Genomic DNA, 26,675 nt, shown 5'->3' with positions numbered 1-26,675 from the left:
CGAACTGTTTTCATTTTAACAAGAGGAATAACCTCCTGTTTATTATGCTATAGTGTATTTATGGGTAATTTTTCAAAAATTAGAAAGGAGCTATGAAATGGATGAAATTTTAACGATTACGAATTTAACGAAGAGTTATGGAAACAAGGAAATCTTGAAGGGGATTGACCTTCATGCAGCTAGAGGGGAAATCATCGGTTACATTGGTCCTAATGGCGCTGGTAAAAGTACGACTGTAAAACTTATTCTAGGGCTAGAAGGTGATTATGGCGGAGAAATTAAGCTCTTTGGAAAAAGCATAGGGCAAGATCATATTGATTATAAACGAAAAATTGGCTACGTTCCCGAAATCGCTGATGTTTATGACAATTTAACAGGCTATGAGTATTTAACCTTTATTGGACAGCTTTATGGTTTAGAGCTAGAAGAGGCAGCTGACAAATCCAAATCACTAATGGAATTATTCGGGGTTGGTGAAGCATACCATTCTAGAATTTCCTCCTATTCAAAGGGTATGCGCCAAAAACTACTCATCATTGCAAGCCTTATACATAATCCAGACCTACTATTTTTAGACGAACCTATCAATGGCTTAGATGCAAACAGTGTCATGATTTTTAAAGAAATTTTAACGCAGCTGGCTGCCAACGGAAAAACCATATTTTACTCATCTCATATTATGGATGTGGTTGAAAAAATCAGTAGCCGTATCATTCTTCTGTATGATGGAAAAATTGCAGCAGACGGAACATTTGCCCAACTACAAGCAGATAATACCGAAGGAACATTAGAAAGAATTTTTAACCAGTTAACTGGATTTCATGAGCATCAGGAAATCGGAGAGAAATTTGTGTCCATCGTCCGAGGAGTTCAATCATGACAGATTTCAAAACGCTACAATTGCTTGATAAATTCCGACTGCTCTTTGTAAAAATGGGCATTGATTATGACGTGATGAGAAAAATCCTTCATATTAAATTAACGATGGATGAACGTAAAGTACCAACAATATTTAATCAGAATAAAAAGAAAGAGAACCAAAAATACGGCTATATTAAATCATTGTGGATTTATGTTTTATTTGGACTTGTACTCATCCCACTTATGGGATTTGGTGAAAACTTTCTTTTTCAACTGAGTATTGCCTATGCCATGATCATATTTTTAATTATGACATCCCTGATTTCTGATTTTTCTTCTGTACTTTTAGATGTACGGGATAAAAGCATACTTTCAACCAAGCCTATTTCAGCTAAAACAATCAATGCAGCTAAATTTATGCATATTTTTATTTACTTATCTTATTTAACACTTGCCTTAACAGCTATCCCACTGATAGTCAGCCTTTTTACTCAAGGAATTGTATTTTTTATTTTAACGGGTCTTGAGATTCTACTCATGAATTTACTGATTGTGGCATTCACAGCCATTTTATATATTGCTATTTTACGCTTCTTTGATGGCGAAAAACTGAAGGATATGATTAACTATGTACAAATTGCTTTGTCACTCATGCTGATGATTGGCTATCAGGTTCTTATTCGATCCTTTGAATTCGTCGATTTAAATATGACCGTAACATTTCATTGGTGGAGCCTCTTCCTTGTACCGATGTGGTTTGCCGCTCCATATGAATTAATACTACATGGTGATACATCTTTATTAACAGTCATATACAGTATTTTAGCACTGATTATTCCTATAATCTCAATAGGAATCTATATCAAGCTCATTCCAACCTTTGAACGCAATCTTCAAAAGCTACTTAGTACAAGTAAATCAAAAAAAGAGAAGAACAACCGACTTAAGTCCTTTCTATTAACACTCGTGTGTAGCACACATGAAGAACGAGCTTTCTATCGCTTTGCCACTCTTATGATGAAGCAGGAGCGAGAGTTTAAGCTAAAGGTCTATCCGTCTTTAGGTTTTTCATTTATTATTCCTTTTATTTTCATGTTTACGTTTAATAGGTCCGAAGAAGTTGATTATGCTATTAGTATGAGTTACTTAAATATTTACTTTAGTATGCTCATTATTCCTTCTGCTGTGCTTTTTCTTGGTCACTCTGCTAAATATAAAGCGGCGTGGATTTATAAAACACTCCCGCTTAAAGATTATACAGACTTACAAAAAGGTAGCTTGAAGGCATTTTTAATCAAATTGTATATTCCGTTATTTTTAGTACTAAGTGTAATCTTTAGCTATATTTACGGCATTCGAATTATCCCAGATTTACTAGTAGTTTTAGTAACAAGCTGGTTGTATACTATTATTTGTTTCGTCACGATGAGCAATAAAATACCTTTTACTAAACCATATGATGAAGTTGGAGATGCTCAAGGCTGGAAAACTATGTTGTTATTCATCCCTTTAGGTATGCTGGCAGGTCTACATTATTTAATTGCTAGTCAGGTACCATTCGGCTCTACTGTATATTTCATTGTGCTTCTCCTCATCAATATCGTGATATGGAAGCTGGTTTTTAAATCGGAAAAATAACTACAAAACGGCTTGAGTCCCTTAATAGGATTCAGCCGTTTTTTCATTAAAAAGCCTTTCGCTCATAAATACGTATAGACAGTAACCATGACCCCGTATATAAGATAATAATGATGACTGTTGCAATGAGATATAGTTGTAGTTCCTGTACCGCCATAAATTTTTGTACAAGGGCTCTTACTTGATTATTAAAGTCCGGAACAAAATAATTTACCATCACCATATAAATTCCAAATAAAGTTACACTAACAATAGCTAAGTGCTTTGTTTTAAATTGATAGGATATCGGCAGAATAAATGACATCGCAATCATGACTAATCCCATAATTAGTAGTATTTCTTTCCACAGTACTAATACTTCTTGCCCGTTCAAAAGAAAGTCGAGCAGATACGTATAGCACATAAATAACCCTGTAAAAATGAATGCCCCAATATATTTTGAACTGACAATTTCCTTCTTTGTATAGGGTAATGAATTCAGTAAAATATTAGCATTATCTTTTTCATCACTGGAAAATGCATTCATAATAAAAACAATACTGTAAACAAATACGATAAATACTGGAGAAACACTGACCAATAAGTAAAGTATAATAGTAGCTATGTAGATGATAAGCATGTTTTTTTGAATTAAAATATCCTTCAGAATAAGGTTCACCATATCCTTATCTCCCCTTTTTTGTATAATACATAATGTCTTCAAGCGTAGGTTTTTCGACGACAACGGCATCACCAAATATTGTGGCCACTCTATGTTTATGAGCTGTTAGTGCTTCAAAACCTCTGTTTGTTTTGCGAATGGCCAAGAACTCCTGCTCTGTTTCACGATCTAATAGCTCAAGCGTTCCCTTGACGATAGCGTAATCCTCTTCAATTTTATAAAACTCCTTCGTGAAGATATGCTCGCCATTATGAATAAAGGTAATATAATCTGCAATACGATCTAAATCTGTTGTAATATGTGTAGAGAAAAATATAGTTTTGTGTTCATCTTGCATTAACTCATGTAAAATATTTAGAAGCTCTCTACGAAATATAGGATCAAGACCTGATGTTGGCTCATCCATAATGATTAATTCAGCATGATGAGCTAAAGCCATGGCTAATGATGCCTTCATCTTCATCCCCTTTGAGAATGTCTTCATATTTTTGTTCAATGGCAGTTCAAACTGATTAATATAATGTTGAAATGTTTTTTCATCCCAGTTTTTATAAGCTGGTTTAATGATCCTTTTCATATCCTTTAGCGTAATATTTTCATAAAAAATATTGTCATCATAGACAAAACCGATGCGTTCTTTTATTTCCTTTTCGTTTCCCTTATAGGGCTTACCAAAAATAGAGATAGTCCCGCTATCCTGCTGCATTAAATTCATAATCATTTTAATCGTCGTCGATTTTCCTGCCCCATTTCCACCAATAAACCCTGTCACAAAACCCTTTTTAACTTTGATCGAAAGATCTTTTATTTCAAACCCATTAAAGGATTTTTGTATATGTTGTAATTCAATAACATTTTCCATCACTCATCCTCCGTATACAATAAAGTAAGCATTTCCTTTAACTCTATTAAGCTAATATTCATTTCCTTCGCATTTTGAATCGCCACCAACAACTTTTCCTCAATGGCCTTCATTTTTCTTTCCTTCATCATTTCTGTATTTTGTTCAGAGATGAACGAGCCTTTCCCAACAATAGAGTAAATAAAGCCGTTTTTTTCAAGTTCTTCATAAGCACGCTTTGTTGTGATGACACTAATTTCCAAATCTTTTGCTAGTTGACGCATGGAGGGTAATGGTTGGCCCTCTTGTAATTCACCCGTTAAGATTCGTTTTTTGATTTGTGCATATATTTGTTCATAAATAGGCTCTTTTGAACTGTTAGAAATAATAATTTGCATGCAAATACCTCTTTTGAAATATTGTATATATACTTTATATACAATATATACACATTTACAGTTATTTGCAAGTAAAAATTTCCTTTTAGTTAACCTGAGAAGATAGTTACCTGCAAACACCAAAAAAGCATATAGCCTAATGAATGACTATATGCCCTAAAACTTAAAATATAAATGCTTTCATTTCTTCCTCGTCTTCTCATCTGCTAAAAAGATTTCATGAAGACTAATGGTCATGTTTATTCCCCCTTTAATATTAAGGGTTACTATAAACACGGGTGTTAAAATGTAACATTTCACTAAAATTTATGCAGTATTATGTTTAATTTTTCAAGAGTGTCTAACATTTCGGCTAGCTCGTCAGATGATAAATAGGCATGGTATTTTTCAGTAATCTGTTGGTTAAATGCTTCCACTTCTTGTTGATAAAGTAATCCCTTTTCACCTAATTCTATAGAAAATGCTCGCTTATCTTCAACATGCTGCTTTTTTGTAATGTAGCCATCCTTTTCAAGCTTTGCTAACTGCTGACTCACTGCACTTTTCGTAATTGCCATTTTTTCAGCTAGTTCCGAAGGTGAGCAGGATGGATGTCGAATCACTAATGTTAAAAGAACATATTGCTGATTATTTAAGGAGAATTTAGTATAGGCCCTTTCCATTTTCTCAAGGATGATCCAAATATCTTCTATCGTTTGATTAATTTGCTCCGCTACATTGTTAGTCTTCATTTTTTTGAGTATCACCTTTTTCACGCCATTTTTTAGGATTTAGATAGCTTTTAAATTTGTTCGCTACTTCTTTCCCAACAAGTAAAGCACCCAGCCAAAACATGATTTCAGCAACTATAATACTTCCTGGTATTATACCTGCTTTTACTTTTGTAGGTATCGGTGTGAATGGTGTAATGATTGGGATTAACCACAGTGAAAGGGAAAAAATAATAATGCCTATTCCAAGCTTATAAGCAAAGGATTTTTGTGTTTTTTCATTAGAGGTCATATGTCTTCTCCTGTACAATAATTTATTTAAGTTAACTAAACTATATGATAAATTTATTTTTATGTAAAGCCGTTTTATCTTTACAAGAAAATAAAAACCCCTATCTATTTGAATACTGATGAGCCAAATAGATGGGGTTAGACTATCATACTTTAAGTATTTATTATTTCCCAGATGTAAGCGGCACACGTAGCTCTGCATCTGGATCATTCGTAGTATATTTCCAAATATAAATATCGAGCTCTTTATCCTTGAAGTTCTTATACTCATCCACGTGCTTATTATTCCCATTACCAAGTATTTTAGCAATCAGAGGCATTCCATAGTTACGATCTTTATGATCTAGATAATAGGTTTGAGAGACACCACCAAATGTAGGATCAGTGCTAAAGGATTCAACGTAGAGGTTGCTATCTTTCTTATAGTAAGTCCACGTTATTGAATACTCTCCAATCGTAGATGTCTTACTTTGAGGTTTCTCTGATATGTCAGTTAACCGAATCGGTTGTTGATCACCGTCTTTTACATCAACACGATGTTTAGCTACCAATGTCACAGATTGATTCGACAACGAGGACACATCCACTCCCGTCAATTCAAAACGAAGCTCTGTTTTATACGGATCTTTTTCTATATCCCATCTCCCTCCATCCAAAAATACTCCTCCAATATCCAGCTGATAATCAATGTAAGGAATATATGCATATTTCTCCTTATGTGTCAGTATTAAACGTACTTGTGTTGGAGTAACTTTCATTTCATGAATTTTTATCCCCTCAGATGCATTTTCTAAAGGAATATTGACTACTTTTTTAAATGACCCCTTCTTCAATTCTTCTTTGGATAACTTCATCTCTATATTCCAACTATCCTTTGCAATATTTAATGTATGTTCATAAGTTAGTTGGAACTTTGTACCTTTCGCTCGTAAGTTGTGTGATGTGAAAATTTGCTGACTAAAGTATTCACCTGTTGCACCAGGAGTTCCAAATACAGGTGTTTCCTCTTCTTTAATAGGCTGATTTTTATCATCAATAGCCTTGATACGTACCCATTTGTTCTTCATTTCAGAATCTGTAAATTTAACCGCTGACTGAAGCATTACTTTCCCTTCTGATTGTTCAAAGGTTTGTAGAATTACATTGCCGATTCCATCCTTTTGAATAGCGAAATTCTGCGTATGAGAGTCATTAGGGTTGTAAGGAATAGGCAGTTCTTCATCACCTATGGAATGAATGTTCTTCATTAAAAATTTAATGTCCGATTTCTGATCATCTGCTACCCAGTCTGTCTCAAAATACCCTTGGAAAAGACCAAGATCTTCATTCCATCGATGTGAGTAATTCCCTTTAATAAAATCGCCATTAGAATCTTGAAGTCCAATTTGATCAAAGCTCACATTCTTTCCATCCCAAGATGCTTCAGGTTTCAAACTATATAGCAGAAATGTTCTGTTATCATCGATAAACGCTGTATGTACAGTTAGCGTGAACCCTTCCTTCGTAACAGATTGTTCAATCGTCTGCCCTAAGCCTTGTTCTAATGCAGACTGAATACCAGCTCTATAAGAAAGAATATTGGACCAATCATAATTCAGTGCTGCATAGACGGGTGTAGCCATTAAAGCGACAGCTAGTCCCGCAACCAAAACAAATCTTTTTCTTTTACGAGGTCGAAGTTCGATGGGTTCATCTGCAATCTTTAACTTATCCTGCTGGATACTATTCCACATTTGATCAAAGTCAGGATACGACATGTTATGGTCTGCCTTCATTTCATTGTTAAGCTTCTTTTCAATGCGTTCCAAATTGTTTCTCTCCCTTCAACGATAGGTTTTGATTTTGTTCCAACTTTTTGCGCATTATTTTCAATGCCTTATGAAGTCTCGATTTCACTGTACCCACTGGAATCCCTAGAGCTTCAGCAATTTCAGCTAACGATAGCTCACCGATATAGCGAAGGGTGACGACAGCCATTAATTTTTCAGGTAATTGCTTAAATAGCCCCTCCCATTCTTCCTCCGCTACCTTTTCCAATACAATGGTGTCTACAGATTTAACTGATTCTGTAGTTTGCTCATGAAGCAATAGAATCTGACTTTGTTTTTTTAACTGTGCCTGTTTTCTTTTAAGCATATTTAAGCATTGATTCATTGCAATTCGTAAAATCCAAGCACGCGTATGCTCAACATCCCTCCAATCTTGACGAAAAACGGTGACAAATACGTCATGGCAGAGGTCCTCTGCATCTTGGGTGTTCCGTAGCATGTAATAGCAGGTACGGTAGACATCTTTGTTGTATGCATCGAATAATTCACGTTCTGTCAATCTAAGGCACTCCTTTCTGATTGTTCTACTTTATAAACAAATGACTACTAGAAAAGGTTCATCTTTTTGGAAAAAGCCGTTACTTCACTTTAAAGATCCAACACGATAACCCTGCTCTAATGAAAGAGCAGGGTTTATCTACTTGCATTGTTTCTTTTTTGAACAGTGAAACAGGCATTTATAAATTTCTTTTCACTAATCTTCCTACTTGTTTTGCTACTAATTCGATATCACCATCGACCTCTTCTAAAACATAAGACTCTAAAACACCTAAGACAGCTGTTCCTAAAAACTTTAAGATAATATGTTTATCAATCCCCTGATTTGAAGGAGCATTTACATCTAATTTCTTATCGATTTCTCCCATAATAAAGACTAATAATTTTTTTCTAAATGAGAGTGTACTTTCACTTCTAAATAACGATGCAAAAAAAAGCTTGTGCTGCTGAAAGTAGGTAAACCATATAACGGTTCCTTCTATAAAGCCCTTCTCTTTCTTCTGATCACATATTTCTCTCAGACATGCTAAATGATCCTCAACAATTTTGTCTAATAAATCATATTTATCTGTGTAATGAAGATAAAATGTTTTTCTTCCGATGTCCGCTTTTTCACTTATATTTTTTACAGTAATATCATCAAAACCTTCATTTATCAACATTGCTAAAAATGAGGATTGTATCGCCTGTTGAGATTTCGTTTTTCTTCTATCCATTTTTTCCACGTTAAAACCTCCACGTTTTAATACACAGTTTTCATTTTATGTGTCATAACACACAATTTCTTGAATATGGTCATCGTTGTGACTACCTGTCTTTATTATTATAAATATACACGAGTGTAATAAAACTCATAAGTGTATATAAAACGTATAAAGGTGGTCTTCATATGGCAGTTACAAAGAATAATGTAAGATTCAATGCAAGGGGAATAAAGCTTGCTGGTATTTTATACTTACCGGGGAAAGCTAACGAAAAGGAATCAAACCCTGCCATCGTTTGTGTACATCCAGGTAGTAGCTGTAAAGATCAAACAGCAGGTCTCTATGCTGAGAAGCTAGCAGAGTTAGGCTATGTCACAATTGCATTTGATGCCTCCTATCAAGGAGAAAGTGAAGGAGAGCCTCGATATATAGAAGAACCAGCTGCACGTGTTGAAGATATTCGTTGTGCGGTAGATTACTTGACTACACTTGCGTATGTAGATAAAAACCGTATTGGTGTCTTAGGGGTTTGTGCTGGAGGAGGTTATGCAGTGAATGCAGCAATGACAGAACGCCGCATTAAAGCGGTTGGTACAGTCGTTGGTGCAAATATTGGTCGATTAAATCGTGAAAGTGATCCTATTAAAGCGTTAGAGGCAATCGGTCAACAGCGTACTGCTGAAGCTCGGGGCGCCGAGTCCATGATAACAAATTGGATTCCTAAAAACCAAGCAGCGCTAGAGCAAGCTGGGATTACTGATATTGATATTATAGAAGCAGTTGATTATTACACAACCCCAAGAGGTCAAAGTCCAAACTCTCCGAATAAGTTAAACTTTACAAGTATGGGATCTGTCATTGGTTTTGATGCTTTTCATTTAGTTGAGGAATTACTAACTCAGCCGTTACAAATTATTATTGGTAGTGTACAAGGGGCATTCGGGTCATATAAAGATGGTCATGAGCTATATAAAAGAGCAGCTTCACAGAATAAAGATTTACTTGTCGTTGAAGGGGCAAGTCACTATGATTTATACGATCAACCAGAACCTGTTCAAATTGCTGTTGAAAAATTAGCCACATTCTATAATGAGTATCTTTAACTAAAGCTATTAGTTGAACCGAACTCTCTATAGTAAGTACTATCAAAAGTGCTCCTATTCAATGTTCGGTACATCTATCATTAAAACGCAGGGATTACATTCTAAACAATCTCTTTCTTCAAACCCTCATAGGCAGACTTTGAATGCATAAATACATATAAAAGTAGAGAAATAAAAATAGCTAAGATACCAAATACAATACATACTAACTGTAGCGAAAGCCAGTCCGCTAATATGCCTAAAGCTAACGTAAAGACAATCTGTAGCATATTTACGCCCATTGTGGAAACACTGCCGAAGCGACCCATAATGGCTGATGGCACACTCAATTGATAAAATGTACTGTATCCCGCATTACAAAATGACATACATATCCCTAAGGCAATAAAACTAATGGTCCCCATTGCTACATTCGGTGATAAATAAAATAAGGTGTAGCAAATCGTTGTCAAAAGCAGACCATAAATAATATATTGTCTAGTTGAAAACCTTTTAGCATACCGAGCAGCCATTGCTCCACCGATAATCGCCCCAATCCCTGCAATACTAACCATTACACCATATAGACTATCTGAGGCTTGTAAGTTCTGTTTAATAAATGTAGCTTCCTGTGAATCTAATGCAAAAGCAATCATTAAAGCACCTTGAAAATAGAGAAAAACTTTGGCAAAGGCTCGCTCCTTTTTAATATAGGCATAGACAATACCATAATCCTCTTTTAGCATCTGCCAGGTAAGCCGTTGGCGGTGCATGTCCTGACGACCGTCTACTACTGGAAGCTTGAAAATGGCCAATGCACATACAAAGAACGTTAAAGCATTAAACCAAATTGCTACGGATACATCTGATAAAGCAATGATAAACCCAGCCAGTGCAGGCCCAATTAAAAATGAACCTGAGCTAAATATTCCTAGAATGGCATTAAAGGATTGTTTATCTTTGTCTGGCACATATTTTGAAATATAATAGGTACTACTTGGTCCAAAAAAGCTACTCGCTATATTAGATAAAAATAATACGCCATAAATAAGCCAAATAGAAGACGTAAATGGTAACAATAAAATCAGTATCCCACGAATGATGTCACTATAGATCATTAATTTTTGTTTATTGGATCGATCAATAATAGAGCCTGCAAAAAAGCTGGTTAAAATACGAGCGATTGGCCCTACAATAAATATACTAGCCATGGCAGTAGGTGACTCTGTCAAATGCCAAACTAATAAATTGAGCGCAACAAGATTTACCCAATTTCCTAAATATGAAAAACCAAAGCCAAACAGAATGAGACGATATTTCCTAATAATGCGCATAGGTCTCCCTTCTAGCTCTCAAAAATAGATTTTTGGTCATTTTTTACATAAAAGTACTCTTTTAGACAATCATATCTATTGAGGAATATTGGTGCAACTAAAAATAGCAACCCTTAGCTAGGTCCATAGCTTTGGGTTGCCTTTTTAGTTTTTCTTTATTGATAAAATGGTTTTACATTGTATCCGCTTTTCTCCAAGTGATAGCGAATATTTTTATCGACTAGGAAGTGACCAGAACCAACTACAACAAAGTACTTACCTTCTTTTTCTTCAAGTACATTCATGATTTTCTTTGCCATTTGTTCATCACGTAAACCAAATAACATTTTATTGAATTCTGATGATGTACCTTCCATTGCTTGGAAGCTTTTTGCGAACTCCTCAACATTCCCTTTATTCCAGCTTGTAAACCACTCTTTAAGAATTTTTGATTGATTTTCATCAGAAGGACTGATGATACTATCCAACACTGCGACTAATGACTGCTCCTGTGCTTCTGGTGATAATGCATCAAACATATCAACTTGTGCTTTTACTCCTTCTAATTCAATGACTGGCTTTTGTTGCAACTGTGCATTCAATAAGAAGTATACATCAATACCATGCATCGTCATCTCTTGTGGCGTCAATCCAAAGGAATCGTCCATTGCCAGCATTGATAATGCACTAGATAGCATCCAAGGCTTTTGCATTGTCAGCTGATCCATCGGAAGATCGTAAAGCTTTGCAACTTGCTCAAGCTTTGCATATGTTTCTGGTGCCACAGCATCTTTCAATGTTTTACCTTCTGTATACAGTGCCTTTTCTGAATAATATTCAAGTGCTTTTGTATCCAAAATATTTGCCTCAACTAATAGCGCATCCGATTCATTGAACGCTGTTACTAATTTTTTATCGAAAGGATATAAGTCTGGTGTGCCTAGATGGATGGATCCTAATAAGTACACAGTCGTATCCTCATCCTCTACAACCCAGGCCACCCCCTTCGATCCTTGTTCTGCAAGGGCATATGTACTTTTAATGAAACGAACAGCTAGTATAACAGCCTGCTGTGTTGTTGCTTTTTTTTCTAAATGCAGTCCGTTTGGAGAACCTTGTAATATATTTTGTTCTTTCATAAATTGAATGGCATCTTTGCCAACAGGTAAATCATAGCGTGCTACGATATTGTACATGCGCTTCACAATATCACCACGTGTATTATCGTTCTTTACACTCACTGGCTTGTATTGTTTATTTTCAGCTAAACCTAGAGTAGCAATTTTCTTTTCTGTCAAAGCTAGTAATTCATTTACTTTATCCACCGAAATTTCTTCAAGGAAACCATCGTAATACCATTCCATAGGGAAAATACCATATTTTTCTCCCTCATTTAATGTTTCAATAGCCCACGGACTAATCGATGGAACTTGAGGCTGTAATTGCTCTTCAGCATGAATCACAGGTACAACCGTTGTCAGCATTAACGAAGCACCAAGCAATACTGCACTTGTTCGTTTCATCATCTTTTTCATCATACTCTTTTCTCTCCTATCTCCTATTTTATGTATCAACACCGCTTGAAATTATACCATATAAATAACAACTATATTATACTTAAATGTGAAAAAATTAACAAAATTGTATTACCATTAAAGTTATGTCGAAATAGTTATCTATAAGCTACGTAATGCGACGTAGTTAATGCCGTTCACGCAAATAAATAAGACGATGACAGCTATTTATGTCATCGTCTTACTTGTGTATAGTTTATTGAATAAATTTAGGATCTAATATACCTAAACCACTACCTTCAAGTTCAAATTTCACTTTTGAAGCTCCATCTAAATTAACATGAACCTTTACCTTGTCTTTGATTGCTCCACTATCATAAATCAATTTACCATCTGCGTAAATTTTCAAGAAACCTACTCCGAAAGAGTTAGCTGCTAACTTTTTAATTGGTGCCAAATTGGTTTCGAATCCTTTGTAATTTCCATTGGCTAAGTATTCCGCTGTATGGTCTTGAACAGCACCGCCCCCATGGTAACCACCAAGTTGATAAGAACGCTCAAACTTTTCACCCGTATGAATTACGATAGAACTTGGATTATGGAACAATGGGTCCTCATCACGCCCAATAGGTTTTACATCTTTCAAAGAGGTGAACTGGGGAACCTCACCAATATAAACGGATTTTGTTTTTCCGTCCCATGTTACCTTTTCACCTAAAGATTCCGCAACAAAGCGCATTGGAACATATATTGTACCTTGATAATTAAATCCAGATTGACCTTTTTGCGGCACTTTTTCAACCTTATTGACATAGTAATTGATTGGATCCTGATACACGCTGATCTTTTTCAAGTCGCTTGCCGCTTCCGTAGTTGAGAAGTACGTAAACGTCAAACCTCCTAATATAAAAAATCCTAAATAACTTGTTATTATCAATAACTTCTTCACAAAATCACTCCTTAAAATTAATATAGATATATGTAATTATACCAGAAATTTCATATAAATTTTATACCAGGATATTTTTAAACAAACTTTTTTTCTAGTAGAATTATTTTCTCTGTACTAGTTTATTTGTACGCTATTTGAATATTAATGGAAAAAACTCGAACCATAGCTAATGGATCGAGTTTTACAGCAATTTTATTTCTTCTGCTTATCAAATAATGTTCTTTTTGAAAATAGATGGTAGCACATCTAACAACCGTTCACGTGTGATAGGGTCACAATGATTCCATGTAAAATCTACGAAATGAGTCTTACCAGGAGTTAACTTGGCTAAAGTGACGATCTGTGGACATTGAGTAATCGTTTGTAGTTCTTGAGGAGAAGCCAAGATAAAATTACGTTCTCCAGCATAGTGATTTATTTGATGCTGCTGGATTTCTATCCATGCTTGCCCTTGCTCAATTAGGTGCATTACTTTGGGAGTTGGACGGAAGCCAAGTGATTCATACAAGCTAGCAGCCAATCCGGTCTGACACATAACGTAAAATTTTACACCAAGCTTGAGATAAACCGTAGCCGTCTCTCCAGCAACATAAGCATCCACTAATTGCCTACGTACCATTCTTACTTTTTCCTCATATGTAGTAATCCACTTCTCCGCCGCTTTACTCCGCTCAACTAGTTTAGCGATATATCGTAACCGCTCAAACAATCTAAACTTCTTGTCCAGTACAACAGTTGGAGCAAGCGCATCCAGTTCCTGCAAGTCTTGCGGATAATAGCTAAGCAATATGAACTCTGGTTGCAGCTGTGCTATTTTATCTGGATCTGCCCAATCCCCGATACTATTAATATTTCGCAATTTATTGTGATAAACCACGTTATCTCTCATGATGGAGATGGCTGCTCCTATAGGGGGTATGCCTAGAATGAGTAATTCCCCAAGTGTAAATTTTCCATCAGTCACAATACGTGTTGCACTTGTAGGAACAAGAACCCTTCTACCCAGTGAATCAATAACTGTTCTTTCTGGCGTATGAAGATGAATGTTTGCATATTCACGTGGGGTGTTTCCAGTTAATTTATGAAAGCACCGACTGAAATAGTATTCATCTTTAAAACCAATTTGTCGAGCTATTTTGCTCAATGGATCGGTCGTATTACGTAGAAGTTCTTTTGCCTGATTTATACGTAAATGAGCCACATAATCAGTCGGCTTTTTGCCAGTCAACGTTTTAAACTTTTGACTATATTGCCATCTCACCATTCCAGCCATGTTAGCCAGTTGTTCTACTGTCAAGTCCTCATCATAGTGCTGTTCTATGTACTGTACAGTTTTTTGAACCAATTGTATCTTTTCTTCATTCAACAACTCGTTAGCTTGCTCATCTAACTGGACCATCATAGCTAGTATCTGCTGAAGTCTACCTTGCATCATCGCCATTCCTGATGTAGATAGAGAGGAACAAAACTGATTATTTATCCATGCTTCATTTCCTAATACTTGCTTGACTTGAGAAAATAACAGATTATAGGGATAACCACAAAGTAGGGGTGGATGGGCAACCTGGTTCAACGTCATCCCTTCCACTTTAAAAGTTTCAAAGGTAAAGTGTGCCAGCTGTGCCTCTTTGTTACTTGATTCTACAGTGTAGCTTTGTGTAGGTAAAATTAGAATGCAGCTTCCTTGTCGTAGATCAATAGCCATTTTGTCTACATACAGCCGTATGCCATGACTCAGTGCTATTAATAATGCGCATACATTTATTTCATTATCCTTTATTCCCTCATTGTAGCTACTAGCTAGCATTATTTGATCAACTTGAAATCGATCATAATGTTGTAGCCTAATATATAGGGGTGCTAGATTCATAAGCAACTCTCCAACCATTGAAAATGATTCTCATTATCGTTATTGTAACATATAATGACCCTCTATCAACTATTGTTTGAGTATGTACTATTTTAAAATACAAACAGTTTAAAAAATTGATTAGGTAAATACAATTTTTACTGTTTGTGCATCCATTCTGGTAACTTTTTATACAATTGCTCCAAAGCTAATAAATTATCTGTATTCCATTCATTAGGAACAACATAAACATTTCCCTTTTTGACTGCAGGTAAAGTTCCCCATATTGGGCTTTGTAGTAGTCGATCCGCCTCTGCTTCACTTTCACCATCCTCTTGTACAATGACAAACAAATGATCACCAGCAAACTCTGGAAGCACCTCTTCGGAAACCTCAAGGAAAGATACCCCTTCTACATCAATAATATTCTTCTGTACAGCTGGTGGGACGGCAAAACCGTTTTCTCCATATATAATGGCGCCAAAGTTACGATCGCCCATAACATAAAGTATTTTACCTAACTGGTAGAATACCGTTGCGGTCTCCCCTTTTGCTAATTGAAGCTTATCAAACATTTCTTTAGATTGCGTTTCAAACTTAGCAATCATTTTACCCACTTCTTCCTGTTTACCCGAGATATTGCCCATCTCCTTTACACGTTCTGTATAAGGAAGAGCTGGGTTAAAGGGAATAGTCGTTGCGATTTTTGACAATTCCTCGTTAAGATTTGGATCGGACTTGTAATAACCATTAATAATCAGATCAGGTTTTAAAGTCAGAATCGTCTCTAAGTTAGCAGGATTTCCAATATCAACGATGCCTTCAAGTTTATCTCCATAGTAACTTGCAGGATCTTGAGGAAGATTATTACCAACAAGGGGAATATCCATCGCCAAGAAATCACCCGTCGTCTGACCAATATAAACTACTCGTTTTGGATCTGCAGGTATTTCAACTTGTTCGCCTGTAATCGTTGTATATTGAACCGTTGTCTCACTTTCCTCTGCTTGCACATCAGATTGAGCTGTTTTCTCATTTTCCTTACCCTGCGCATCAGACGCACTGCCATTAGAATTACTGCATGCCGATAGCATCAACAGCAACAGAAGGAAACTCCCTCCCCATAGTATAAATTGCTTTCGTAGAAGCTTTTTCACATTTATTACCCCTTTCCTTTTTATCTTCAATTGAAAATGATTATCATTTACAGCACTATTATAGTTTGTATGAAAAGGGTAAACAATGGAAAAAACGCAATGATTTATTTGGATAAATGTCAATAGCTTCCCCCAAAAAACGCACGTTCTCTTATTTCACTTATTAAGTAGCAGAAAGAAGTTTTACATTTATTTAATTATCTCTACACAGCCATGTTTAATGACAATAACCCAGAAGAGTTTCAATAAAGTTGGATACTAATACGCAAACAGCAATAAGATTATTCAATTCAAATTTGATAAAAAATCTTGGGTTTTCTATTTAATTTCCTCAGCCAGCTCCAAAATAATTCCTTCTGGTCCGCGAACGTAGCATAATTTATAAGCATTTTCATAGTTAGATATCTCACCAATTAGTTCTGCGCCTTTCTTTGTCAATTTGGTAACAAGGGCTTCAATATCTTCAACAGCAAAGGCAATATGCTGGATACCCAGCGTATTTGCTAAAGGATGCCGTATCCCTATTTCATTTGTTGGCGCGTTAAATTTTACTAGTTCAATATTTGTATCACCATCTGGCGTTCGCAACATTACTATTTCTAAATTTGCGTCACTATCCGATAGTCGCCATATTGCCGTTTCCTCTTTAACGTCTTGAAGCCCTATTATCCGCTCCATCCTCTTTACCCACTCACCCTCCACTTTTCCTTCCCCTAGCATCTCAAGGCCAAATTCAAGGAAAAATGCTTTTGCTGCTGGAAGATCATTGACGATTATCCCCACATGATCGATCTTACGGATTTTCATATTTCATACCACCTTTCTCCTAATTTTAATAATTTCTTTTTGATTGTTGAATAGCTTTTCCCCTATACTCAACAAACTATCCACCATTGGCAAATATCTATAACTAACATGAACTAATAATCCTAAGTCTTAATCTTTTTCATCGTATATTTATGATAGTCCTTTTTACGAACAAAAACGTTTTTCTGAAACAACTCCATAGACCTTAAACATCTAATTTTTGATTAAGGGTGGTTTTAGAATCTTTTCATTTCCTCCAATAACAATCTACAAAAGAAGCCCATTACTTTTGTAGATTTAATACAGATAAACAATTTTTCACTTGATCATCTCTTTAACCCCTTGGACAATAGATTTTAAACTTATTATGTTAATTTAAAGAGGGAAAATCCCTAATACTACACAGACGATCATCATGACAATGGTAGAACCGAAAGCCCACTTTAAGAAGATACGTTGTAATGTGCCGAAATCCTCTCCAACCATACCTACTAATAAATAAGTAGATGGAACAAGTGGACTTAGAAGATGGACTGGCATCCCTAATAGAGAAGCTCTACCAATTAAGGCGGGGTCGATGCCATATACCGCTCCTGCCTTGGCAAGTAATGGCAGCACTCCATAGTAAAAGGCATCGTTGGACATAAAAAATGTAAAAGGTGCGCTAAGGATGGCTGTAACTACTGCAAAATGAGAACCCATTGCATCTGGAATATAATGAATTACTGAGTTTGCCATCGCATCTACCATTGCTGTTCCTGAAAGAATCCCTGTAAAAATCCCAGCTGCAAAAACCATTGAAACAACTGATAATGCATTGTCAGCATAATTCGCAATACGTTCCTTTTGGTCTTTCAATTTTGGATAGTTTACAGTAATCGCAATCGCAAAACCAAGCATGAATAATGTAACAGGTGGTAATAGCTCCATAATTAACGCTATTAAAAGAATGATTGTTAGTGCATAGTTAAAGATAATTAGTTTTGGACGTTTCAAAGAGTCATCTTCAACTGTAGCAGCAGGCTGAACTGCAGTTTCATAATCATATTCTATAACACCAATTCGCTTTCTCTCCTGTCTTCCGAACATAAATGCCATGAGCAGAACAAAGATAGCGCCGCCAATCATCGCGGGAATCACGGGTGTAAAAACTTCAGACATTTCAAGATTCAATGCTGTCATAACCCTTGCAGTTGGCCCTCCCCAAGGTAGGAGGTTCATAACACCTGAGGCTGAAACGGCAATACCGGCTAATACAATTGGTCGCATGCCAATTCTTTTATAAAGCGGTAAAAATGCTGAAATAGTAATCATGTAGGTTGTTGTACCATCACCATCTAAAGAAATCAGAAGGGCTAATACGGCTGTTCCGATGGCAATTTTTACAGGATCACCTTTTACTAACCTAAGAATTGTTTGAATGATTGGATCAAATACTCCAGCATCAATCAAAATACCAAAGAAAAGAATGGCAAATAAAATCATAATCCCGGTTGGAGCCACACTTTTAATCCCATCCAACATCATAGGACCCATTTCACTTCCGAATCCACCAATAACTGCAAACGTAATGGGAACTACAATTAATGCAATCATTGCTGTAAGACGACTAGTCATAATCAAAATCATAAATACTATTATCATTAAAAAACCTAAAATTGCTAGCATTCTAATCCCCCCAATGACCCTTTTAAGTTATTTATCAATTCTATAAATAACTAATTTTCCGAATATTAAACCTTATAGTAAAACAACATCGAGCAAATGTAATCGTTTTCAAATTAATGTTTATTAATTTCTTTATATCTATTACGTACATTTTGTTCACTAAAAGTAATACCTTCCATTTCAATAGCTTCTTAAGATGCCTATTGTACACATTAAAAATACCTCCCTTATCAAAGGGAGGCCATACATTTTGATGTTCTGTAAGGATTTTTTATTTCCTATGTTTGAACTTGTCTTTTTTATGCCGTCTGCTGTGATATTCCGTAGTATACTTTTATCACAACAAACTAAAGGAGTACATAAATGCTTGATTCTAATCCTAATTGGCTGGCACATTGCACAGAAATAAAAGATTTAGCCAAATCCTTATTTCAAAAGTCTACGATACATCTTGAAAGTGCGGCTCTCTTATTGATTACGGATGGCCAAACCACCCTGTCCATTAATGGGCACAAAGAGCATATTGTTTTTGGGCATTTGATTGCCCTCGAAAATGATGCGGTTATCCAACTTACAAATACAAACCGTCTTGATTTTTCAGGCTATTTAATTAGCTTTGCACTGTATGATACAGCAATGAAATTAACCCGTAAATGGTCTATCAATACAATGAATGGTTACTATATTCAGCGAGTGCCTGAAACGATCATAGCTGATATTCGGATGTCGCTCGCTAAAAATATAGACCCTCTCCATAACACCATTAAACAATTTATTTTATACAGTTTGTTGAAGGAGCTACAGCAAGAGCAATCAACAGATGAATACACACTTGAGGAAAGAATGGAACAGACAGTTATTTATATGCAAAAAAAATATAACCAAACAATGACAAGAGATGAACTAGCAGCCATCGCTGGATATAGCCCATGGTATTATTCGAGAAAGTTCATTGAGTTATATGATAAAACACCGATAGCTTATTTAATTAGTTATCGTATTTACCGTGCGCAAGAAATGCTATTAACAACAGATGATTTATCACAAAATGTCGCAAAAAAAGTTGGTTTTGATGATGTGCAGCACTTTAGTCGACAGTTTAAACGCATTGTAGGTCATCCACCTAAGAAATTCAAAAAGACCGTTGGTGAATATCGTGTTTGCTTTCTATCACCTGCACACGCAGAAATTGCAATCGCATTAGGGGTTATACCAAATTGTGTTACTGTGACGAGCTCCCTCACTCCAAAATATCAAAAGAATCTTTTTCATGAAGTTGGTACAACCATCTTAGAAATGCCTCAATATGTGATTCAACAAGACATCATTGTACAACAGCAACCCGATTTAATTATCGGTGTCGACTTAACGGAAGAGACAAAACAACACTTCCAAACGATCGCACCTGTAATTACCGGGCTACCTTATGATTTAAATTCATCAATTCGTTACTTTGGTGAATTGTTTAATAAAGAGAATGAAGCTACACAAATTATTCACGAACTTACGACACATGTAGATGTTCTAAAAAATAAAATACAACACCATCTTGTAAAGAATGCTACTGTACTTTACTTACGTGTGGAGGAGTTGGGTTATCGCTATGTCGGTGAATCTTCTAGTGACTCCGCTACCCTTTTATATCAGGAACTTGGCTTAAAAATGCCTGAATCATTGCGCACAAATAAAAATAGTTTCAACATATGTTCTTTACAACAATTAGTGGTAGCCAATCCTACTTATTTGTTTATTGAAAAACGCATAATGGATTATTATACAGCCGACCTTAGCTTAGCTACTTTACAAAAAAGTGAGCAGTGGAAAAATTTAGATGCTGTGAAAAATAAACGTGTGTTTTATGTGGATACGGGTTTATGGATAAACAATTGCAGTGTGTTTGGCAAAAGAAAAATTATGCAACAGATTGAGCAGTCGATTTTGGATGGTGTTTGCCCTAAAACACAATAATCCAATTTTTAAGGCACTTTACGCTATAGTAGGCACTCTCATTCCCTGTTATTATTTGATAGTGATAATCATTATCAAATAAAAAGGAGCTATAATCAATGAAAAAAACGATGCAATATATACTTTTTATGTTAGTAGCTTTAACATTAGTTGCTTGCTCAAGTACTAATAAAGAGAGCGGAAATGAGACAAAGGGTCAAGAAGAACAAAGTGAGCCTACAACGCGTATTGTAAAAGATGCCTATGGTGATGTCACGATCCCTACTGAACCTAAAAATATGTTAGTTCTTAGTTCTAACTATGCTGAAAACTTAATTGAAATCGGTGTAACGCCTCAAATGGTGACAGTTGTTGAAGAAATTGAACCTGAGTATCGCTTCAAATTATTCAATGACAACAATGTTAAAATTATTCCGACTGTGCAATATGAAGATAATTTAGAAGTTATTCTTGAAGCTGCACCAGATGTCATTATTGCTCAGGGTGCAGCGATTGATGCTAAGAAATACGAAGCTTTAAGTAAAATTGCTCCTACTGTTGCTGTTGAGGCAGGCGTTGCAATAGATGAATATGTTCCTGTGCTTGGTGAACTGTTCAAGAAAGAGAAAGAAGCTACACTTGCTCTCGAGAAGTATAGGGAAAAAATAGAAGAAACCAAAGAAAAACTACACGATGCTATAGGTGACGAAAAAATTCTTGTATTACGGGTAGAACAAAATCAATACCGTGTACTAGGCACTGAAAAAGGTAGCCCTGGTAGTGATATGCTATACACACAACTTGGGTTAAATATTCCAACTATGTTGAAAGATAATAATGAGTGGTTCACGCCCATCTCCTTAGAGGTTTTACCTGACATTGATGCAGATCATATTTTTGTCGAACAACGTCAAATGCAAAATTATAGTAGTGAACAATCTATGAAAGATTTAGAGAATAGCCCGATGTGGCAAGCAATGGATGCTGTGAAAATCGGCAATGTTTATCCATTAAAAACAGCAGATTACGTTGTAGGTGAAGGTTTAATTGGCTCTCCACTATTCCTTGATTATTTAGTTGAAAAGTTGGTGCCTTAAATGAAACAAGAGATTTATGATGTAATTATAATCGGTGGTGGGCCGGCTGGCATGTATGCTGCCTTTTACAGTGGTATGCGTGAAATGAAAACGAAAATTATCGAAGTAAAACAGGAATTAGGTGGTTTTATGCGCACCTATCCTGAGAAATTGGTATGGGATGTCGGTGGTATTGAACCTATTCGCTGTGAAGAAATTATTCATTCCTTAATCAAGCAAGCTATGACATTTAATCCAACAATCGTATTTGGTCAAGAAGTTGTTGGCATGGAAAAACGCGACGATGGCATTTTCGTCTTAACAGCTAAAACAGGCGAGAAACATTATACGAAAACGATTATTTTAGCTACAGGACGTGGTATTACACGCATTCAAAAATTAACGATTGAAGGCGCTGACCGTTATGAACTAAACAACCTTCACTATACGGTAACGAACATCAATAGGTTTAAAGATAAACGTGTACTCATTTCTGGTGGCGGCGACTCAGCTGTAGATTGGGCTATTGAAATGGCTCCTATTGCCAAAGAAGTATACGTTGTTCATAGACGAGATGACTTCAGTGCCTTTGAATCATCTGTAACACGCATGAAGTCTATCGCAACAACCTATGTTCCGTATACAGTTTCTCGTTTACATGGCAATGGCAATAAAATTGAACATGTCACATTACAGCAGGTTGATTCTAATGATATGACAAAAATTGAAGTAGATGAAGTGCTTGTCAATCACGGATTTGACCGACACTTTGGCGGCGCCATTTTAGATTGGGGCTTGGCCTCTGAAGAATGGGGCATTTCCGTTACTCCCAAAATGGGTACAAGCATGCCAGGCATCTTTGGCGCAGGCGATATTGTAACGAATGAAGGGAAAATAAGACTGATTGCAGGCGCATTTAACGATGCTGTCCTCGCTGTCAATAGCGCCAAATTATACATTGACCCTACAGAATCAAAAATGGCAGGCGTATCTTCTCATAATGACCGCTTCGCTGAAAAAAATGAAGCGTTACAACAAAAGAATAAAGCTGTAACTACACATAAATAATTAGCTAATACCTTCCCCATTAGATAAACAAATCATCTGTTTATCTAATGGGGTTTTTTATTGAAGCAAGAAAGGTCTTCGTGGAGCTTAAGAAAAACGCAACTGCTTGAAGTTTTACTTTATTGTTTTTGTACTAATTCAATAATTTGTTCTGCCATGTGCTCTGCTTGATGGATAACAGAGATTGGATCTGCTGAGAAGAAGTACGTCCCATCGAATGTAATCACTTTATTATTTTTCACAACCTCTAAATTATCCCATGTAGAAGTCGTTTCGTATTTTTGACCATAATCTAAAACACCTACATAATCACCTACATAGTCACCTACCGTTTCCCATGAAATACGTTGCTTCTGCCAATCTCCCTTGCTATCTTCAATTAGCTTTTGTATAGATGTTGGTGCTGTAAGTTTTAACAAATCATACATCGCTTCACCACCTGAGTTACCACTAGGAATCACAACAATCTCTTTGTCTGTTAACGTAAAGAGTGAGAATGTTATGCCTTCTGGGATTACGGCTTTGATTTTTTCTTCAGCTACCTTTGCACGCGCCGTATAATCTGCCATAAACTTCTTCGCCTCTTCTTGGTGATTTAACATTTCGCCAATTGCTAAAATTTCTGCTTCCACACTATCGTAGCTATCCGTACTGAACACAATAGTAGGTGCAATTTTTTCATATTGTTTTATATTTTCCTCTGCAAACGTAATAATTAAATCTGGTTTTAGACTAGTAGCTGTTTCTAAAGATACAGTATCTTCATTCCCAAGATCTACAATGTCCTGCCCCTGATAGTAATCCTTTAAAAATTCACCATAATCAATGACCTTTGTCGTTGAAGCAACTGGTACAATGCCTACAGCTAATACGTGACCTAAATCCCAATCCACAATAACACGTTGTGGGTCTATGGGAACTTCTACTTCACGTCCTACCGAATCTGTTACAATACGTGTTGTTACAGTCGTTGTAGATTCCTTGTCATCCTTTGTACCTTCTGTTTTACTACCACAAGCTGCCATTATTAGCAGTAGACTCATTACCAACATTACTAGAACGGCTTTTTTTATGTATTTATTCATAATCCTTCTCCTTTAAATACTAATTGTTCCCTATTATATTGAAAATGATAATCATTTTCAATTATTGTAGCTGTAAAAAAGTCTGCTCCAATAATATTCACCTATTAGACTTGATAAACAGGAATGATTAATCCAAACATGTTATATATGAATTTCTTTTCTTAACATCCTTTATCCAGTTTTTAATTTGGTTAATCATGTAATAATACCCACCCTAATAATAAGAAGAATTTGCTTCTAGCTTTTCATATACAGCGTAATATAAAAAATAATTCCGATACCATTGAATTATGTAGATTACTGTCGAAATATACCTATATATAGTTGTGGGAGGAAGCAAATGATGAAGAGAATTTTACAGTTACGAAGCATTTCAAGAAAGTTAATGCTACTAATCACAATTATTATACTTGTAACAGTTGTGATTATCGGCTCAACAAGTTATGTTGTTGCCAAAAATCAGCTCTTAGAATCCGGTCAAAGAGAACTACAAAGCATCGTCAAGGGGGCTTATACTTCATTAGAACTGATTAATGAAGAAGTGGAAATTGGCAAAATAACACTAGAGGAAGGTAAAGAACAGGCGAGAATTATTCTAAATGGGCCAGTAAATGGAAATGGAGAGTATGATTATCAAAATTCCCATTTTACTTACAAAGAAAATGGTTATATATTAGCTTTTGACGAGGATTTAGTGTTACAACTCCATCCCTCTAAAATAGGTGGAGCTCCTGTCGATGACCTCAACAGAAGTAATCGAGAAAAGATCGTTGCAGGCGGCAAGTCCGAAAATGAATCAGATCGCTATGTCGTTTATTCTGATAAACAGCCAGATGGTTCTTTTAAAGATAAAACAGCCTATACAGAATATTTTGAGCCTTGGGGTTGGACTCTTGGAATTGCTGTTTTTCAAGATGAATTTTATGAAGGATTAAACATCTTACAATATATTATCTTTGGTGCAACAATTGTACTCATTATTTTAAGTTCAATTGTGTTTTATTTAGGTATTCGGAGGAAATTAAATACACTAAAAGAAGTAGCTGAAGCATCAACAAAAATTGCTGATGGTCATATAATTGTTACCAATCTACCTGAATCAAGTGATGAAATTGGGCAACTTGCGACTGCTTTTAATAAAATGTCACAGCAATTACGTACACTCGTCGAAAAGACTAAAAATACTAGTGAACATTTATTGGATTCAGCGACCAACTTATCAGCAATTTCAGAAGAAACATCTGCTAGTAGTGATGAAGTTGGTAGAGCAGTTAACGAAATTGCTACTGGTACACAAGAACAAGCCCATGATTTGGACAAGATAAACCGAACAGTAGAGCTATTATCAAGTTCTATAGAAACTACGGAAAAACAAAGTAAAGTGATGTACGACATTACAAAACATGCTGAAAAAATATCAGCCGAGGGAATTGCAATAGTTCATCAATTACAACAATCCAATACTGATTCATTGGCAGCATCAGAAGAAGTCAGTTATGAGATTAAAAATTTAAATAGTAAAATCAATCAAATCACACAGGTAATGGAAACAATTGAAACAATCGCTGAACAGACGAATTTACTCGCTTTAAACGCAAGCATTGAAGCAGCAAGAGCTGGTGAGTATGGTAGAGGTTTTTCAGTTGTTGCCGATGAAATAAGGAAACTAGCAGAACAATCGAAAAATGCTACTCACCAAGTACAAGGAGTGGTTTCATCCATTGTTTCAGAAACAACTAAAACAGTTGAAACTGTAGAAGGAACAATGGAGACTGCTAAAAAGTTAAATGATGATGTAGTGCTAACACAAAGTAAATTCAATCAAATGTCTGATTCTGTTAAGCAAATTGTGGAATCGATATTAGCAGTTAATAAAGAAATGGACGTTATGACCTCCTATAATAAGTTGATGAGTGAAGGAATCGAAAGTGCGTCCAGCGTATCAGAACAGACGGCCGCTTCCGTACAGGAAATTGCTGCTTCCATAGATGAGCACATTAAAGCAATTGCTGATGTTGCTAATGCTGCTGAAAAACTAACGGAATTAAATCGTGAATTAAATTCTTTAATGGAGCGATATACTTTATAAAAAGGTAGCGATGTTATGAATATGGTTTAAAATGACTACAAAAGATAACTGGTTTCAATACTTTACAAGGTATTGAAGGTATTCCAGAGTTTTTGGAACTCTTGATGAAACATATAATAGATTATAATACCAAAGCATCGAATCAAATGATTCGATGCTTTTCATGTTGTTGAAAAAAGGTAATGTCAACGGCATAATAAGCAATTTTGCAAGGCGAGGGGTTGATTTCCGTTCCGCCAGCGTCCTTTCCAGGGGGCGTCCGATGAGCCGCTTCACTCACTGCGTTCGCTCCAGGGTCTCCTCTGTGACGCTAAATCCCCTAGGAGTGACGCTGGCTCCACTCCAATCAACCATTCTGCAAAAGTGTCTTTTCCTGAACAAAATAGCCCATTATTTATATTATAAGAGAGGATAGCCTCTTACTTTCAATTTGGAGAAGTGATGCGTGACAACACCCCTCCACAAAAGAGTAGTGAATACCTTCACTTTTTTATGGATTGGAGTGGAAGGCTACTTGACTCCCGTGGGAATAGCGAGACAGGCGAGCCTCTAAACGGAGTGGTAGCAGAGGAAGTGGCTCGGCGCTCGCCCACAGGAAAGCAAGTAGCCTGCAACGGAAATCCTTTTTCACCTTTCA

Annotated in this window: 23 protein-coding genes; 7 read left to right on the top strand and 16 right to left on the bottom strand. The window is 36.0% G+C overall.

Going from position 1 to position 26,675, the window contains the following annotated elements:
• Positions 1–97 precede the first annotated feature (97 nt).
• A complete protein-coding gene (locus AC6BKE_RS04685; protein WP_036128805.1) occupies positions 98–880 on the top strand; it encodes an ABC transporter ATP-binding protein in 783 nt (260 codons plus the stop codon).
• Complete coding sequence (locus tag AC6BKE_RS04680; protein WP_340835440.1) at positions 877–2,499, top strand: hypothetical protein; 1,623 nt, start codon at positions 877–879, stop codon at positions 2,497–2,499. The genes AC6BKE_RS04685 and AC6BKE_RS04680 overlap by 4 nt, the downstream gene beginning before the upstream one ends.
• A 46-nt stretch (positions 2,500–2,545) precedes the next feature.
• Here the strand turns inward: AC6BKE_RS04680 and AC6BKE_RS04675 are convergent, their stop codons facing one another.
• From AC6BKE_RS04675 to AC6BKE_RS04640, 8 genes are all read right to left on the bottom strand, one after another.
• Positions 2,546–3,160, bottom strand: a complete 615-nt coding sequence (locus AC6BKE_RS04675) for an ABC-2 transporter permease (RefSeq protein WP_499856022.1) — start codon at positions 3,158–3,160, stop codon at positions 2,546–2,548.
• A gap of 4 nt (positions 3,161–3,164) precedes the next feature.
• A complete protein-coding gene (locus tag AC6BKE_RS04670) occupies positions 3,165–4,022 on the bottom strand; it encodes an ABC transporter ATP-binding protein (protein WP_058845232.1) in 858 nt (285 codons plus the stop codon).
• On the bottom strand, positions 4,022–4,399 hold the full coding sequence (locus AC6BKE_RS04665; RefSeq protein ID WP_036128812.1) for a GntR family transcriptional regulator: 378 nt from the start codon (positions 4,397–4,399) through the stop codon (positions 4,022–4,024). The genes AC6BKE_RS04670 and AC6BKE_RS04665 overlap by 1 nt, the downstream gene beginning before the upstream one ends.
• 299 nt (positions 4,400–4,698) lie before the next feature.
• Positions 4,699–5,130 (bottom strand): MarR family winged helix-turn-helix transcriptional regulator, encoded by a 432-nt coding sequence (locus tag AC6BKE_RS04660; protein ID WP_036128813.1) that lies wholly within the window; start codon positions 5,128–5,130, stop codon positions 4,699–4,701.
• On the bottom strand, positions 5,120–5,401 hold the full coding sequence (locus tag AC6BKE_RS04655) for a transporter suffix domain-containing protein (protein WP_036128815.1): 282 nt from the start codon (positions 5,399–5,401) through the stop codon (positions 5,120–5,122). The genes AC6BKE_RS04660 and AC6BKE_RS04655 overlap by 11 nt, the downstream gene beginning before the upstream one ends.
• Positions 5,402–5,564: 163 nt before the next feature.
• The gene (locus tag AC6BKE_RS04650; RefSeq protein WP_058845231.1) at positions 5,565–7,208 is read right to left on the bottom strand and encodes a DUF4179 domain-containing protein; all 1,644 of its coding nucleotides are present in this window, start codon (positions 7,206–7,208) and stop codon (positions 5,565–5,567) included.
• A complete protein-coding gene (locus AC6BKE_RS04645; RefSeq protein ID WP_036128819.1) occupies positions 7,195–7,728 on the bottom strand; it encodes an RNA polymerase sigma factor in 534 nt (177 codons plus the stop codon). The genes AC6BKE_RS04650 and AC6BKE_RS04645 overlap by 14 nt, the downstream gene beginning before the upstream one ends.
• A 178-nt stretch (positions 7,729–7,906) precedes the next feature.
• Positions 7,907–8,452, bottom strand: coding sequence for a TetR/AcrR family transcriptional regulator (locus tag AC6BKE_RS04640; protein WP_036128821.1), 546 nt, complete (start codon positions 8,450–8,452; stop codon positions 7,907–7,909).
• A gap of 164 nt (positions 8,453–8,616) precedes the next feature.
• Between AC6BKE_RS04640 and AC6BKE_RS04635 the strand changes: the two genes are divergently transcribed.
• A complete protein-coding gene (locus AC6BKE_RS04635) occupies positions 8,617–9,534 on the top strand; it encodes an alpha/beta hydrolase (RefSeq protein ID WP_499856017.1) in 918 nt (305 codons plus the stop codon).
• A 101-nt stretch (positions 9,535–9,635) separates the two neighbouring features.
• Here the strand turns inward: AC6BKE_RS04635 and AC6BKE_RS04630 are convergent, their stop codons facing one another.
• From AC6BKE_RS04630 to AC6BKE_RS04600, 7 genes are all read right to left on the bottom strand, one after another.
• Complete coding sequence (locus AC6BKE_RS04630; protein WP_499856015.1) at positions 9,636–10,847, bottom strand: MFS transporter; 1,212 nt, start codon at positions 10,845–10,847, stop codon at positions 9,636–9,638.
• A gap of 155 nt (positions 10,848–11,002) precedes the next feature.
• Complete coding sequence (locus AC6BKE_RS04625) at positions 11,003–12,364, bottom strand: TraB/GumN family protein (protein WP_082673780.1); 1,362 nt, start codon at positions 12,362–12,364, stop codon at positions 11,003–11,005.
• 232 nt (positions 12,365–12,596) lie between these two features.
• A complete protein-coding gene (locus AC6BKE_RS04620) occupies positions 12,597–13,289 on the bottom strand; it encodes a stalk domain-containing protein (protein WP_036128827.1) in 693 nt (230 codons plus the stop codon).
• Between the two features lie 211 nt (positions 13,290–13,500).
• A complete protein-coding gene (locus AC6BKE_RS04615) occupies positions 13,501–15,162 on the bottom strand; it encodes a helix-turn-helix domain-containing protein (RefSeq protein WP_499856012.1) in 1,662 nt (553 codons plus the stop codon).
• Positions 15,163–15,299: 137 nt separating this feature from the next.
• Entirely contained in the window at positions 15,300–16,298 is a 999-nt protein-coding gene (locus tag AC6BKE_RS04610) for an ABC transporter substrate-binding protein (RefSeq protein WP_340809600.1), read from the bottom strand.
• Between the two features lie 318 nt (positions 16,299–16,616).
• Positions 16,617–17,105: a VOC family protein gene (locus tag AC6BKE_RS04605; protein WP_036128833.1), complete on the bottom strand. Its 489-nt coding sequence runs from the start codon at positions 17,103–17,105 to the stop codon at positions 16,617–16,619.
• A gap of 375 nt (positions 17,106–17,480) precedes the next feature.
• A complete protein-coding gene (locus AC6BKE_RS04600; RefSeq protein WP_340809601.1) occupies positions 17,481–18,773 on the bottom strand; it encodes a CitMHS family transporter in 1,293 nt (430 codons plus the stop codon).
• A gap of 363 nt (positions 18,774–19,136) precedes the next feature.
• Here AC6BKE_RS04600 and AC6BKE_RS04595 point away from each other — a divergent pair, with 363 nt between their 5' ends.
• The 3 genes from AC6BKE_RS04595 to AC6BKE_RS04585 all read left to right on the top strand — a co-directional run bounded on the left by AC6BKE_RS04595 (position 19,137) and on the right by AC6BKE_RS04585 (position 22,864).
• The gene (locus tag AC6BKE_RS04595) at positions 19,137–20,741 is read left to right on the top strand and encodes an AraC family transcriptional regulator (RefSeq protein ID WP_499856009.1); all 1,605 of its coding nucleotides are present in this window, start codon (positions 19,137–19,139) and stop codon (positions 20,739–20,741) included.
• Between the two features lie 98 nt (positions 20,742–20,839).
• Complete coding sequence (locus AC6BKE_RS04590) at positions 20,840–21,817, top strand: ABC transporter substrate-binding protein (RefSeq protein WP_051891781.1); 978 nt, start codon at positions 20,840–20,842, stop codon at positions 21,815–21,817.
• On the top strand, positions 21,818–22,864 hold the full coding sequence (locus AC6BKE_RS04585) for an NAD(P)/FAD-dependent oxidoreductase (RefSeq protein ID WP_499856007.1): 1,047 nt from the start codon (positions 21,818–21,820) through the stop codon (positions 22,862–22,864).
• A 119-nt stretch (positions 22,865–22,983) separates the two neighbouring features.
• Here the strand turns inward: AC6BKE_RS04585 and AC6BKE_RS04580 are convergent, their stop codons facing one another.
• On the bottom strand, positions 22,984–23,949 hold the full coding sequence (locus AC6BKE_RS04580) for an ABC transporter substrate-binding protein (protein ID WP_340809604.1): 966 nt from the start codon (positions 23,947–23,949) through the stop codon (positions 22,984–22,986).
• Positions 23,950–24,289: 340 nt separating this feature from the next.
• Here AC6BKE_RS04580 and AC6BKE_RS04575 point away from each other — a divergent pair, with 340 nt between their 5' ends.
• Positions 24,290–26,038 carry a methyl-accepting chemotaxis protein gene (locus AC6BKE_RS04575; RefSeq protein WP_342504332.1) on the top strand — a complete coding sequence of 583 codons (1,749 nt, stop codon included), beginning with the start codon at positions 24,290–24,292 and terminating at the stop codon, positions 26,036–26,038.
• Positions 26,039–26,675: the final 637 nt, after the last annotated feature.

It is taken from the genome of Lysinibacillus sp. COL-1 (genome assembly GCF_059814265.1).
Note: the sequence above shows the minus strand (reverse complement) of the source record. Positions and strands in the feature narration are given on the sequence as shown.

What these genes read in the sequence shown, in the direction of transcription:
- AC6BKE_RS04635 (WP_499856017.1), top strand. Translation starts at nt 8,617, where the DNA reads ATGGCAGTTACAAAGAATAATGTAAGATTCAATGCAAGGGGAATAAAG.
- AC6BKE_RS04615 (WP_499856012.1), bottom strand. Translation starts at nt 15,162, where the DNA reads ATGAATCTAGCACCCCTATATATTAGGCTACAACATTATGATCGATTT.
- AC6BKE_RS04685 (WP_036128805.1), top strand. Translation starts at nt 98, where the DNA reads ATGGATGAAATTTTAACGATTACGAATTTAACGAAGAGTTATGGAAAC.
- AC6BKE_RS04590 (WP_051891781.1), top strand. Translation starts at nt 20,840, where the DNA reads ATGAAAAAAACGATGCAATATATACTTTTTATGTTAGTAGCTTTAACA.
- AC6BKE_RS04660 (WP_036128813.1), bottom strand. Translation starts at nt 5,130, where the DNA reads ATGAAGACTAACAATGTAGCGGAGCAAATTAATCAAACGATAGAAGAT.
- AC6BKE_RS04595 (WP_499856009.1), top strand. Translation starts at nt 19,137, where the DNA reads ATGCTTGATTCTAATCCTAATTGGCTGGCACATTGCACAGAAATAAAA.
- AC6BKE_RS04600 (WP_340809601.1), bottom strand. Translation starts at nt 18,773, where the DNA reads ATGCTAGCAATTTTAGGTTTTTTAATGATAATAGTATTTATGATTTTG.
- AC6BKE_RS04630 (WP_499856015.1), bottom strand. Translation starts at nt 10,847, where the DNA reads ATGCGCATTATTAGGAAATATCGTCTCATTCTGTTTGGCTTTGGTTTT.
- AC6BKE_RS04580 (WP_340809604.1), bottom strand. Translation starts at nt 23,949, where the DNA reads ATGAATAAATACATAAAAAAAGCCGTTCTAGTAATGTTGGTAATGAGT.
- AC6BKE_RS04575 (WP_342504332.1), top strand. Translation starts at nt 24,290, where the DNA reads ATGATGAAGAGAATTTTACAGTTACGAAGCATTTCAAGAAAGTTAATG.
- AC6BKE_RS04585 (WP_499856007.1), top strand. Translation starts at nt 21,818, where the DNA reads ATGAAACAAGAGATTTATGATGTAATTATAATCGGTGGTGGGCCGGCT.
- AC6BKE_RS04655 (WP_036128815.1), bottom strand. Translation starts at nt 5,401, where the DNA reads ATGACCTCTAATGAAAAAACACAAAAATCCTTTGCTTATAAGCTTGGA.
- AC6BKE_RS04670 (WP_058845232.1), bottom strand. Translation starts at nt 4,022, where the DNA reads ATGGAAAATGTTATTGAATTACAACATATACAAAAATCCTTTAATGGG.
- AC6BKE_RS04665 (WP_036128812.1), bottom strand. Translation starts at nt 4,399, where the DNA reads ATGCAAATTATTATTTCTAACAGTTCAAAAGAGCCTATTTATGAACAA.
- AC6BKE_RS04625 (WP_082673780.1), bottom strand. Translation starts at nt 12,364, where the DNA reads ATGATGAAAAAGATGATGAAACGAACAAGTGCAGTATTGCTTGGTGCT.
- AC6BKE_RS04605 (WP_036128833.1), bottom strand. Translation starts at nt 17,105, where the DNA reads ATGAAAATCCGTAAGATCGATCATGTGGGGATAATCGTCAATGATCTT.
- AC6BKE_RS04680 (WP_340835440.1), top strand. Translation starts at nt 877, where the DNA reads ATGACAGATTTCAAAACGCTACAATTGCTTGATAAATTCCGACTGCTC.
- AC6BKE_RS04675 (WP_499856022.1), bottom strand. Translation starts at nt 3,160, where the DNA reads ATGGTGAACCTTATTCTGAAGGATATTTTAATTCAAAAAAACATGCTT.